This window comes from Psychrobacter sp. AOP3-A1-26 (assembly GCF_052378235.1).
Lineage (GTDB): Bacteria > Pseudomonadota > Gammaproteobacteria > Pseudomonadales > Moraxellaceae > Psychrobacter.
On record NZ_JBQSXN010000086.1, the window covers coordinates 1 to 13,327 of the forward strand.

The following is a 13,327-nucleotide window of genomic DNA, read 5'->3' on the forward strand; positions in this document are numbered from 1 at the left end:
AATATAAAATAGCTGATTGTTAGATTCGACCTAAAATACTTTCAAGACGATAACGTGATTCTAAGGATGGCAGCATCATACAAGAAAACTCCTTAAAACACTGCGAATTATAGGAAAAAATTGGCCTTATATGAGGTTATTTTTAACTTTTTATTATTAATGATTTTGTCCCATTCATGCTTTATTTGTCCTTTATAAGAACCGCCAATGACTGCCTCTAATGCTTGTATAAACACTCTTATTGTAATTTATTAATGATAACAATAATCATTAGTGTTATCATTATTTCCGTATTGAACATTCATATCTTTTAACTCAAGACCCTCAACTACTTCTATCTGAAAGGAAATACGATGTCGTCTCTTTTACGTTCCGAATCTGCCCGAAAAAAACAATTAAAAATGGCAGTCAGGATTGGCTTATTAATGAGTATTAGCCATGCTGCATACGCTGAAGAAACGGCAAATAATATTGAAGATGTCCAAAACAAAGATGAGAATGTTGCTACGGTTAATCCGACCCCAGCGACGACCTTAGATACTATTACTGTTTATGCCGATAGCTACCGCAGTACAGGCACCAAAACTGCATTAGACCCTAACGATGCTCCAATGAGCTATAGCAGAATCAATCAAGAACTATTACAAAAACGTCAAGCAGATAGCGTTAATGCGGCGTTACGTTATGAGCCCGGCGTGAGTGCTGAGAGCCGCGGTACAGTATCTATTTTTGATGAATACAACATTCGCGGTTTTAAGACTTACTCCAATTTTTATGATGGATTACGCCTCCCCTATGACGGCGCTTGGAATTTGATGCCGCAAGTAGACATTTATGCGACTGAAGCGGTAGAAATATTAAAAGGCCCAGCATCCTCACTTTATGGCTACGCGGCTCCAGGTGGCATGGTCAATCAGGTCGCCAAAACGCCAAAAAGCACTCAAGAGTCTGAAGTACAGGTGCGCCTTGGCAATCAAAACCTCAAAGAAGTGGCAGTCGATACGACCGGCCCTATCTCAGATACGCTCAATTATCGCTTGGTGGCATTAAAACGTAAAAAAGATGGACAGATGCAGACCACAGAAGAAGAACGCACTTTAATTAATCCGTCACTTGAATGGCGACCGACAGAAGATGTCTCCGTTCTTGCCAATCTTTTTTATCAAGACGATCCCGAGATGGTGCCTTCCACTCCGCTGCCGGCTGCTGGGACAGTCTACAATGCCAGCTATGGCAAGCTAGATAGTGATGCCTACGCAGGTGACGAGTGGAATCATTTTAGCAAAGAAGTACTGATGCCAAGTGTGACTGTCAACTGGGCTATCAATGACAAATTAACCTTCAAGAATATCCTACGCTATACCGATGCCGAAGCGCAGCAGCGTAATATGTATAATCAAGAAGGGTTTATCACGGGTAGCGATAATATTTTAAATCGTGTGGCCTATACCACCGATGAAAAGATGAACAACTGGACCACAGACAATCAGCTGGCTTATCAGTTAGATACTGCCAACACCTCGCACAATTTATTATTCGGTGTGGAGTATCAAGAAACGGACAGTAGCGCTACATATTATGATGCTGGCGCAGATGGCACCCCAAACCTTGATTTGTCCAATCCCGATTTTTCGCAAATCAATGCTGGCACTTTGCCATTAGATATTTATCGACAGAAACAAGACATCGAACAAAACCAGCTAGGATTTTATGTACAAGATGAGATGCAGTGGCAAGATTTAACGGTAGTAGCAGGCTTACGTCACGACAATTTTGACAGTACCACTGAGCAAACCGACGCCTCTAAAGGTGCTGTTTATAGTAACAAGACGATTGATAACAGCGCATCAAAAACCAGTGGTCGCCTTGCTGCCATTTATGACTTTGATAATGGCTTCTCTCCTTATGCCAGCTACTCACAATCGTTTCAGCCTGTTGTCGGTAGCAACTTCGTTACTAACAAGGCATTTGAGCCCACCACCGCTGACCAATTAGAGGCTGGTATCAAATATCTGTCCCCAGATCGCGCCACACAAGGAACGTTGGCGGTGTTTGATATTACGCAAAAAAACGTCGTAGTGGCTGATGAAATCAATTACAGAAGTCAAACCCAAACGGGTGAAATTACCTCTAAAGGGTTCGAGGTTTCAGGCAGCCACATGCTAAGTGATTGGGTAGATATTACTGCAAACTACAGCTATACCGACGCTGAGATTACCGAAGATGAATTCAACCCTGACGTGGTCGGTAACACTCCTGCCCAAACTGCTAAGCACAAGGCGACACTGTGGGCAGACTATTACGCCACAGATAAATTGACCCTCAATGCAGGGGTTCGCTATGAAGGCGGCATGCAGCTTGATAAGCAAAATTCAGACGAGCTGCCAAGTGTGACATTGGTAGATATTGGTGGCAGCTATCAAATCAATCCGATGCTCACTGTTGGCGCTAGTATCAATAATTTGTTTGATAAAACCTATGTCGGTACTTGCTACGATAGCAATAACTGCTGGATGGGACCTGAGCGCCAGATGTCCGTAAGCCTAAAGGCCAACTTTTAAACAATATAGAGCTTATCATTACTAGAGAATGCCTGTCTTATATACTGGCGTTATCTAAACTGATCACTTGAAAAATGAAACACTTAAATTAAGAAAGGCATTAAAATGGCAAAACCTGCTCCAAGAACATTGAATGTTGTTCGCACCAAATACATAACGCCACAGATGTGCCGCGTCACGCTTGGCGGTGCTGGACTGACTGATTTTCCGGCAGATCAAGAAAGCGCTTATATTAAACTCATATTTCCTCAAGACCATGGGGCTCGACCACTGATGCGCACTTATACCATTAGTAGTCAACGTGAGGATGAAATAGATGTCGATTTTGCTTTGCATGACGCTGAAGGCCCTGCTTCAATGTGGGCACGTAATGCCCAAGTTGGTGAGCAAATATTGGTCGGCGGCCCAGGACCAAAGAAGCTGATTAATAATGAGGCAGATTGGTTTTTATTGGTTGGTGATATGACAGCGCTACCAGCCATTAGCGTCAATCTTGCCCAGCTACCTGCTAATGCCTGCGGCTATGCAGTCCTTGAAGTCACCAGTGAAGCGGATAAGCAACTACTCAAAAAACCAGACAACGTTGACATTCACTGGGTGATCAACTCACATCCAAATACCGAAAGCAGCCCATTACTTGAAAGGGTTAAAACGCTTACGTGGCTAGCAGGCCGGCCTGCGGTGTGGGCAGCATGTGAATTTCATAGTATGCGCGCCCTGCGCCATTACTTTAAAACATATTTCTCAATACCAAGAACGCATTTATACATATCCAGCTATTGGAAAGTCGATAGCACAGAAGACCAGCATAAAATTGAGAAGCAGAAAGATGCAAAAAACCTAGCATAATATGCTATTTGTCTTTTAATAAATGGTAATGTAATTATCAGTTTTTAATATAATTATTATAAACTAGGCCGTATTGAACATTCACAAATAGCCCCTAGTGATCGCTAAAATTGTTCCAGACAAGGCGCAAATTGACGATAATGCAGAAATCTTAGCTAAAGTTGCAACGCATTACGAGATAATTTTAGCATCAGCCCTTACTTAACAAACTGGTACAGGACTCTTTTTGCCACTTCATTGATAAAAAATATTTTCTGTCAGGGACATGGTTGAATGTTCAACACACCCAGTTCATTTAGGTCATATTAACAAAATTAAGACTTGATAGCATATTCTAACTTTCTTCTGATTATATCCACTCTTTAAGACGCTCGCCAATACACCTTCATGACCATATCCTGCCGAGATAAATCAAACTGAGCCTTTAGTTGACGCCTTAACACTTTGGCATCCGCTGCACTAATTGCACCCCAGATTTTATCTATATGAATAGATGTGGCCTCTAAGCAGCTATCTATCGTAGAGATAATAGTGTCAGGGAGATTGATGGCTGGTGTATTCAAAATATGCACTATGTTATGTTGTTTAAAATTATCTATCTGTGCCAACGTCTGACTGAATTCGATATCTTGTAGATAAACCCTATCTGCCACATCACAAGTAACGACAATGACAATTGGCGCTATCGGATTTTGCCAATTTTCTAATAAATTAGCGACTGTTGGTATAGACGTTTCGTCGCAGATAAGCAGACATTGTCCGTCATTTAAATGCGCAATCTTTTCAGGATAATCGCGAACACTTTTCAGTTGTGTGCCAGCTAGTGCCGCTCTCGCCCAATTACCACCAGGTGTATCACCATGAATATAAGTATCCACCCAACCCTGTATTTGCTGAGTTTCTGCATCTTGCCATGCTTTTCGTAAGGTATAATAACGCTGTAATTTCTCCGAGGCGTTAGCAGAGGCGTTGGTAGATTCATGACTAATTGATACGTCAGCATTCATTTCAAACAGATAGGCATATCCTGCATGATTCAGTGGCGTATCAGCAGGTGCAGCGACTACCAATCGGAACATATTCGGGCTGGCGTAATAACCATCAATCACTGTGAAATGCCGCTCTTGCTGTTTTATCGCCTGCTTACCAAGTTTCTTTGAAGCCACTTGCAAGAGATTGATATATTGCGACTTCAAAGTAATGGTTTCATCAATAACATTTTCAAATTCAATAAAGAATTGACTGACAGCATCAGGCCGCGCGTCAGCTTCTAGATTTAGTAAAAGCCCTACATTTTGCACCGACGCTTCAAGTAATAGTCCATCGCTATAGACCTCTGCTACCACAACTGCCATCTCATTACTAAGCTTGGTATCAGCAAATGCTTCTACAAACAGCGCCAGTTCATCTTGATGCTCTTCATTGACATGATTCATAAACTTGGTTTTGGTCGCCACGGGTAATGGTACTTTATCAGTATAAAGATTATCAACAACTTGGGACATAACGGACCCCTTATAAAAAATAATTTCACAAAAAATATAAGGCGCCTGATCAACTCAATGCGCCTCATTTATTAGGCTTACGATATAGCAAGCCGTGATTCTAGCTAAAACTTATAAGACAGTGACGCTTTTACTTCACGTTCATCACCCGGTATATTAAACGTATTGAGCGAACCGACACGGACGTAATGGTCTTTATTAAATAAATTATAAACGTTTAATTGACCAGTGAGCTGCTCATTAAATGGATAACTGACCATCGCATCCCAGGTATTATAAGAATCTGCCTTGATACCTTGCGAGGATGAGAATTCACCGACGGCGTTGACACCCAATCCCATTGTTAATGGACGAGCAAGCAAATTATCCGCTTTATAGCTTACCCAAAGATTAGCAGAGTGCTTGGGCATCAATAGGAAAATGCCATCATCCCTATCACTCGATGCCTGTTTGATATCACTATCTAAATAGCTATAGCCACCAGATACTTGTAAGTTAGGCATAATTTCGCCATTAACTTCTACTTCTACGCCTTGCATTTGACGTTTTCCTAATGCCACTTGATCGCCATCTGCTGTGGGAGCAGCAGCATTTTCATCGGTCAGACGGTAGCCACTCAGTCTCGCTGACAAGGTATCTTGCCAATGACCTTTTAGACCGATTTCTATCTGATCGCCTTCACGCGGTTTTAGTAATTCGCCGTCTTGATTGGCAACATATTGCGGGGTAAAGACTTGAGTATAACTGCCATAGGCATTGATATTCGGCGTCAGCTCATACACAGCAGCCCCATAACCAGTGGCTTTGCTACTACTGTCAGTACTGGCATCAGCATTGCTAATCTTATCATCACTTTCTATCTCATAATGACTCAAACGACCGCCGACAATTAGGCTTAATTTATCGATAGGCTTGTAATTCACTTTGCCGTATAAACCCGTTTCACTCAGGGTGTTCTCAGTATGGGCAAGCGCAAAGCCTTTTTCACCGCGACGTGCTTGCTCAATAATACTGACTTCGTTCAAATCATTGATTTGTCCGACCGTTAAACCTTGACCCAAGGCTTTAGTACGCGCGTTTTCATTATCAGTTTTAAAGCGTTTATAGTCAGCACCAATGACATATTCGCTTTGATGGTTGCCAATCTTAAACGGTTGGCTTAGATTGACATCAGCACTAAGCGACGTTTCGTGAATATCTGCACCAATACCGGCAACACTGGTTTTATTATCCTCAAGGGCGCCTCCTGCAAAGGCATAATTATAATCAGCTTCTCTATCAGAGTAGCGCATACCAGCACTGATGACGCCGGCACTAGCAAGACGATGCTCAAAATCGGCAAAAACATCATGGCTTTGACTGTTAAAATCGTTCCACTTGGCACCATAAAAATCATCACGTGGTAGCGATATTAATGATTTATCAGCAAAGGTAGGCAGACCATTATCAGGGGTAATTTGCCGATCTTGCATCAAGTAGCCAAAACCAAATTTACTGTTCTCATTCAATTGCTTGTCGGCACTGACGTAGACCGTACTGTTTTGATTGTCTTTCCCGCCGATATCATCGACTACTGGATTGGCACGCTGATTGTATTGCAGCACCGTGCGACCAACGAGACTGTCATCAGCACTTAAACTGCCCTGCAGATCAGCAGACACGCCGTAGCCTGTCGGATTGCTAACATTGGCTTCTAGAATTTGATCTCCATCGGCTTTACCGCGCTTTCGAACCAGGTTCACAACACCGCCCATCTCTGACGCTGAATTAAACAAACCAGAAGGTCCGCGCATGACCTCCACTCGGTCGAATGCGGCTAAATTAGGCAAGGTGCCATTGATACTTGCCATGGGAGATGCGAGCCCATCGATACTGTATTGGTCATACTCATAACCACGAGAGTAAATAGACGAGCGCCCATCATCATTTTGCAGAACTCGTAAGCCTGTCGTGCGTTTGGCAATTTGATCTAAGGTATCAAGATTTAAGTCATCAATCTTTGCTTGGGTGATCACACTGATAGACTGTGGAATATTTTCTAGATAATCTGGTATCTTGGTGCCGACCGTCGCGACATTGGCATTATATAAATCATTGTCTTCACTCGGATCAATGGCATATAAAGGGTTTGCGGTAACGACAATTGTATCTAATGTGGTGCTAGGCTCTGAATCAGCATTATCTTGTAATTCAGCAGCAGTCGCTGGTACTGACATAAAGAGTAACGATAAAACAGAATAGCATAGCGGAGATAGTCGGAAATGCGAGGATTGATTTGAGGTATTATTAACCACGTGAGAATTCCTTAAAGCCATAGTAGATAACCCATTGGGTTTGTTAGTGGTTTTAAAAACAGATAACGATTAAACGGAAACGACTCTAGCTTCATCTAGTGAAGTCAGAGCCTGTTCTTACCAGTTAGCACTCAACAACTAGAATCCTCTAGCATTATCACTAGTCGCGGTATAAAAGATATTAAAAGCACTATTAGCGCCAGTTTTTATGACTTTACCATCTACTGTTGCACTGGCTTCGAAATTAACACCACCACCTGCACTTTCACCGCTAGCAATGTTAGGTAAGGTCAAAGAGTGTACGACCACTTTTTTATTGGTAACTGGTATATTTGCTTTGGTTATTTTGGTACCACGTGGTTTGACCACTTCGCCCTCTGCAACGACTGTTGATAAATCGTCATAAATGATATCGAAATTTAATAATTGTGCCTGATCAAGTTTTGCTTGACCATTGACAACAGGGATACCAACAAGAGTTTTGCTGCCACGATGGATCATGCGATTATCGATAACTTTACCATTATCTAGCTTTCTGCCTTCTGCAGCCACTGAGTTAGTTCGAACCATCAACATCACTTTATAGCCTGGTACTGCAACTTTACCTTTTCCATCAAAAATATCAGCGACCAATTCTGGTACATTTTTCGCTTTATTGATGACTACTCGAGCAGAGTTTTCAGAAACGGGATAGTCTTTGCCGTCAATCGTTAAATAACGGGTATCAGCATAGTTACTTTGAGTTTTCATGAGACCCGTGGTGACAGCATTAGAGGTAGATACAGGCGTTGCGCTAGACGATGACATCGTATTTTGACAGCCTGCAACCCCTAAAGATAATAGTGCAATAGATAAAATAGAAACTTTAGACAATAGGTTTTTGCTGAAACATGACTGAGTTGAACGTGACATAATTTAATCTCATAAGAAGGATTTTTGTGAAATACAGAACCACTAGAAAGCAATATTATTGATAACGATTATCATATGCATTATTATTACTATATTGTAACTGATTGTCAATCATTATCAGTGATATAAACTGCATTTGTTAATCCTCTTACAGCTTCAATATAAGCAACGCTATGTCTAAGGCTTTTTTCAATAAATTAAATATAATAAAGGATAAGTATGTCAAGATTTCAGGGAAGCCTTGCAATTATAACGATAACTATGGCAGGAATAATAATGTCACCAAGCTATGCTAAACCTGACTTGACCAAGACAGTAGATATGAGCTTATTGCATGCCAAAGATACCGGGTATCGTTTCGTATATCATACTTTCAGTGCACCTGCACCAGAACTACCCTCCTCTAGCGTAACCAATTTACAGTCAAAAATGCTGCAAGCCTATGCAAAACCTCGCCATTATCAAGTGTGGTTAGCTATTCCTGAGCAGACAACCGATCATCTACTCTCTAACAATTCTGTAAAAACTCCTAGTAAAGTGCTTTATATGCTTGATGGCAATGCGGCTATTGATGATTTAGACAAAGATATCTTACTATCACTGGCTCATTCTTCGACACAGGGCACAGCACCTGTCTTAGTTTTTATAGGTTATCAGAGCCCTTATCGCTTTGATGTCGATGCCAGAGCATATGATTATACTCCACCCTTATTAGCCAACACTACAGATAACAATGCGTTTACAGAAGAAGGTAGAGAGCGATTAAATGGTGGTGCAGAGCAGTTTTATGAGCTGATAGAAAAAGAAATTAAACCGTGGGTATATGAACAGTTGGGCGAGAAATCGAAGCAAGAGGCGATTTGGGGACACTCTTACGGTGGTCTGTTTGTGTTATATAATTTGTTCAAGCATCCTGAAGCTTATCAGCAGTATTTCAGTGCAGATCCATCACTTTGGTGGCAAAATGGAGAGATGATTAACTATTGGCAGGCATATCAAAATCTTCCTAAAGCGCAACTTGCAGATATATCCAATAATAAACACAAACAAATACGACTCACTTTTAGTCACTCTGCAGAGCAAACCACTATGCCAGTAGTAGCGCCTACTCTGATGAGTAAAAAAGAATTCGCCAAGGAAGTCTGTGAGCACTTTGAGGAGCGTTGTAGCTATCAGTTTTACAACCAATCTCATGCAGAGGTATTTACAACCTCTCTATTAGAGAGCTTAAAGAACTTCTAAGATTAAGTCTATTCAAGATTAGTTTATTACCCTGATCTTATCTCCTAGATAAGAAAAACCTCACTAGGTTACCCAAGCAAGGCGGGAGAGAAAGATTGTTATTATATTTATTTTTATTATTATCTTAGTTATTTTTAATAATAGCGAGACGAGATTGATTATATAGAAAGCCAACTATGCTAAATGACTCCTATTTTTCATTGCTATTCATTTACAAAGGCTATTTTGCTCAGCCCTGCTTGACTGGCTGCCGCCAGTACCTGCGCCACCGTATCATATTTGCTGTCTTTATCCGCGCGCAATTGAATAGAAGGGTCTTTGCCTGAAGCACTTTCTTGCTGCAAACGAGTATCTAACTCTTCTATGCTAATAGGATCGCTATCCCAAAAAATACCGGCATCTTTATCAATACTGATTTGGATTGCTTCAGGTGGCTGCTCATTGATTAGCGCACTGGTCTTGGGTAAATCAAGCGGTACTGTTGGGTTCAAAACAGTCGCTGTCAATAAAAAGATAATCATCAATACCAACATGACATCAATAAGTGGAATGAGGTTCATCTCATTCATACTTTGAACGTCATCATCACCTAACTGAAATGCCATAATATTCTCAATTGTGTATCAGTCTTATACAAAATCATAAATTTTTGCTTTGAAAAAAACCATGCAGTTCTATCGTTTACAACAGCTTTATAAATAAAGGCTAGCACTGCTACTGTTGATAAGCTTCTTGTTTATCAGTATGAATACTACTATTGCTATGAGCACTCTTACTACCAGTGACATTAGTGGTTATACCCTGCTTTTCAGCTACATTATGAGGCTCCATTGAAGGTTGCATTGCTGCTAAATCAACAGACTGCGCCAATAAATCATGGGCTCTATCATTGGCATGGTACATTACCCGTCGATTGATACGTACGGCAAGGTTATAAAACACCACTGCTGGAATTGCGACGGCAATACCGAGACCTGTCATAATGAGCGCCTCGCCAACTGGCCCTGCCACTTGTCCAAGTCCTGCTTGCCCACTGGTACCGATATTATGTAACGCGTGAAAAATACCCCACACTGTACCAAATAACCCAATAAATGGTGCGATCGCTGCAGTGGTACCTAAAATAGGTAAGCCGCGTTCGCTAGCAAAACGGTAACGCCCTATATGCTTTAATAATGCTTGCTCAATGACTAATCGACGCATAGCAGCATCAGAGTTAATCACAGCTGAACGCTTCATCTCAACCTGCTGACTCAAATCATCAGCAACACAGGCGGCCAATTTTCGGCTTTGTAATATGCGAATAATACCAGTTACCCAAGAGAGCACCGATAAGACCAATAGCAAGAAAAACAAGCTTTTGGTCACCAAATCGCTGTATTGCCAGTAGCTTGTAAAGTCCATATCACACTCCTTAATATGTTATGCAATCATATGAGTTCGTTGCGAGTACCGCATATCGACTTATCATGAAAAATTATAAATAGTGACGCTTTGAAAATAATGGGCTTGGTAAATAACTAACTTTTACGGCACTGCATAACTGATAGGTAAAGTTACATTACCCACCACTGGTACGCCATTTTTCGTAAAGGGTTTAAATTTACCAGAACGTACTTGTTGCTGAGCTTCTCTATCGAGTGCAGCGTTGCCAGAAGATTGCGCTAAGCTCACATTATCAATGCCGCCTTGCTTATTAACTTGTAATATCAAAACCACCCTAAAGGTTTCGCCTGATTTGGCAGCTCGTCTGGCACGAGCAGGAAAACTAAAACTCGGTGCTGAGGCCCAGTTGGCGTTAGTGGCAGTAAAATTGACGGGGGTATTACTTGCGGCGGCGGCAGCTTGTTGATTGGCTTTCTCACGAGCAGCGGCTTGTGCGGCTTCTCTTGCCGCTTTGGCATCGGATTCGGCTTGCGCTTCACGATCTGCCTTTGCTTTGGCATCTGCCGCTGCCTGAGCCTCTCGCATAGCTTTGGCATGCGCTTGTTGAGTAGCCTTTTCAGCCTGTACTGCCAATATCTTACGTTCGTTATCGGCTGCTAAAGCGCTTGCTTGAGCTGCTGCGTCTGATTCTTGTGATTTTATTGGTTGTTTGATGACAGGCTTGCTATTTACTACCTTTGTTGTCGCAGTAGCTGGTTTAGTATCAACTTGAGGCTTTGGTGTTTCTTTTTTCACAACTGGTTGCACGGCTTTTTTAGGCTCTGGTTTTGCCTCAGGTACGCTAACAGATTGTGGTTTAGGCGCTTTAATAGGTTCGACTTCTGCGGCTGCCGTCACCGGCTCTGCAATTGTCGTAACTTCTGACACCAACTGTATTTCTATAGGTGGCGTTATTTTAAGTGGCTTAATAGTAGTCACAGGGGTTTTGACCATCACCAATGCAATTGCTGTCAGCAAATGTAATGCGACAACACAACCCATAACTGTTGATGTTAATTTAAGTGATGGCACATTGAAACTTGTTGAACCCATAACAGCCTAATAAGTCTATGAAATAAAATTGTAATAATAATGCAAACGATAATTATTATCAATAAATTTCTTTTAAATATTAATTTCCGCTTACAAATTACCCTCTCTACTTTAAATAGGTTGAAGAGGAAGGCAAGCTGTTTTTTAAAAGCTGTCAGAAAGATGAGTACCTCTATTTATGAAAATAACCAATATAAATAATGACAATAATAAATAATGACAATAGTTCTCATTATCATTGATATGTATCACTAACTCCTTTATGATAATCGCTGTTTACTTATCTGACCTTACAAAAAACGAAATAAGCAATAATATTGAAGATTGAAGGCAAAATAAATAGCGAAGAGCACTGTTGTTAATACAGTTATGCAGACTCTTTACTACCCTTCCTATATTTGGCAGTCGTTTGATTAACCAACTTTCTATAACCTGTATAATGAGTTATTTATGTTTACCACTTTACTCTCTACACCAGTACCTGTATTCAAGCGTCCTTTATTAACCACTATGATGGTGGCATTAGTAGCCACTGTTAGTTTGACTGGCTGTACATCATCCGACTCCAGCAACTCTGAAACTGCAAAGATTACAACAGAAAATAAAACGGCAGATACAGTCTCAAATGCTACTAGTAATGGCGAGTCTGCCACTACTGTAAAAATTGATACCGTAAAAGGTGAAGTAAGCTTACCGATGAACCCATCACCCATTGCAGTATATGACATGACGCTAATGCAAGATTTAGCCGCTCTTGATGTGCCTATTCAAGGTATGCCAAACAATATGTTGTTAGACAATCTGCAAGCAAAAAACCAACCTGAGCCAAAAGAAGTAGGTACATTGTTTGAGCCAGATCTTGAAGCCTTGAATGCGCTACAACCGCAGGCAATTTTAATTGGCGGCCGCACTGCTAAAAAATACGATGAACTTTCGAACATTGCTCTTACCCTTGATATGAGTGTCGATACCGCCGATATTTATGAATCGAGCAAGCGCCGCCTAGCTGATTTAGGAGTATTGTTTGGCAAAAGTGATCAAGCCGCCAAACTGCAAAAAGACATTGATGACCTGTTAGCAGAAACCAAAGCTTCCACCAAAGATAAGGGCACAGGCCTAGTCGTCATGGTCAATGGCAATAAAATGTCGGTATATGGTACTGAGTCACGCTATGGTTTTATTCACACCGTACTCAATATTCCAATAGCGGATGGACAAATCAAAGATGGTAACCACGGTCAGCCAGTGTCTTTTGAATATCTACAAAAGACCAATCCAGACTGGTTATTTGTCATTGACCGTAGCGCGGCAATTGGTGAAGACAGTATTGGAGCAAAAGCAGTATTAGATAATAAGCTGGTTGCCCAAACCACTGCTTGGAGTAAAGATCAAGTGGTATATCTCAGTCCAGATTCTTATCTTGCATTCGGCGGTTATTATCAATGGATTAAAGATTTAACGACTATTAAGGACGCCTTTAATAATA

At 41.2% G+C, this 13,327-nt stretch carries 10 protein-coding genes; 4 read left to right on the top strand and 6 right to left on the bottom strand.

Annotated features, from left to right (window positions below; genetic code table 11):
- Window positions 1–353 precede the first annotated feature (353 nt).
- Entirely contained in the window at window positions 354–2,561 is a 2,208-nt protein-coding gene (locus tag ACT3TU_RS11835) for a TonB-dependent siderophore receptor (RefSeq protein ID WP_192523510.1), read from the top strand.
- Window positions 2,562–2,666: 105 nt separating this feature from the next.
- A complete protein-coding gene (locus ACT3TU_RS11840) occupies window positions 2,667–3,410 on the top strand; it encodes a siderophore-interacting protein (protein ID WP_192523511.1) in 744 nt (247 codons plus the stop codon).
- A gap of 362 nt (window positions 3,411–3,772) precedes the next feature.
- Here the strand turns inward: ACT3TU_RS11840 and ACT3TU_RS11845 are convergent, their stop codons facing one another.
- The 3 genes from ACT3TU_RS11845 to ACT3TU_RS11855 all read right to left on the bottom strand — a co-directional run bounded on the left by ACT3TU_RS11845 (window position 3,773) and on the right by ACT3TU_RS11855 (window position 8,121).
- Window positions 3,773–4,915, bottom strand: coding sequence for an SIP domain-containing protein (locus ACT3TU_RS11845; protein WP_192523512.1), 1,143 nt, complete (start codon window positions 4,913–4,915; stop codon window positions 3,773–3,775).
- Window positions 4,916–5,019: 104 nt separating this feature from the next.
- The gene (locus ACT3TU_RS11850; protein WP_192523513.1) at window positions 5,020–7,209 is read right to left on the bottom strand and encodes a TonB-dependent siderophore receptor; all 2,190 of its coding nucleotides are present in this window, start codon (window positions 7,207–7,209) and stop codon (window positions 5,020–5,022) included.
- Between the two features lie 138 nt (window positions 7,210–7,347).
- A complete protein-coding gene (locus ACT3TU_RS11855) occupies window positions 7,348–8,121 on the bottom strand; it encodes a hypothetical protein (RefSeq protein WP_192523514.1) in 774 nt (257 codons plus the stop codon).
- Window positions 8,122–8,382: 261 nt separating this feature from the next.
- On the opposite strand from ACT3TU_RS11855, the gene ACT3TU_RS11860 reads away from it, so the two are divergent.
- A complete protein-coding gene (locus ACT3TU_RS11860; protein WP_444784410.1) occupies window positions 8,383–9,363 on the top strand; it encodes an alpha/beta hydrolase in 981 nt (326 codons plus the stop codon).
- Between the two features lie 203 nt (window positions 9,364–9,566).
- On the opposite strand, the gene ACT3TU_RS11865 is transcribed toward ACT3TU_RS11860, so the two are convergent.
- The 3 genes from ACT3TU_RS11865 to ACT3TU_RS11875 form a co-directional block, all read right to left on the bottom strand.
- On the bottom strand, window positions 9,567–9,968 hold the full coding sequence (locus tag ACT3TU_RS11865; RefSeq protein WP_192523516.1) for an ExbD/TolR family protein: 402 nt from the start codon (window positions 9,966–9,968) through the stop codon (window positions 9,567–9,569).
- Between the two features lie 109 nt (window positions 9,969–10,077).
- Window positions 10,078–10,767, bottom strand: a complete 690-nt coding sequence (locus ACT3TU_RS11870; protein WP_192523517.1) for a MotA/TolQ/ExbB proton channel family protein — start codon at window positions 10,765–10,767, stop codon at window positions 10,078–10,080.
- Between the two features lie 123 nt (window positions 10,768–10,890).
- Entirely contained in the window at window positions 10,891–11,841 is a 951-nt protein-coding gene (locus tag ACT3TU_RS11875; RefSeq protein ID WP_192523518.1) for a TonB family protein, read from the bottom strand.
- A 450-nt stretch (window positions 11,842–12,291) separates the two neighbouring features.
- Here ACT3TU_RS11875 and ACT3TU_RS11880 point away from each other — a divergent pair.
- Window positions 12,292–13,327: siderophore ABC transporter substrate-binding protein (locus ACT3TU_RS11880; RefSeq protein WP_444784411.1), on the top strand; the 1,036-nt coding region annotated here is incomplete at its 3' end.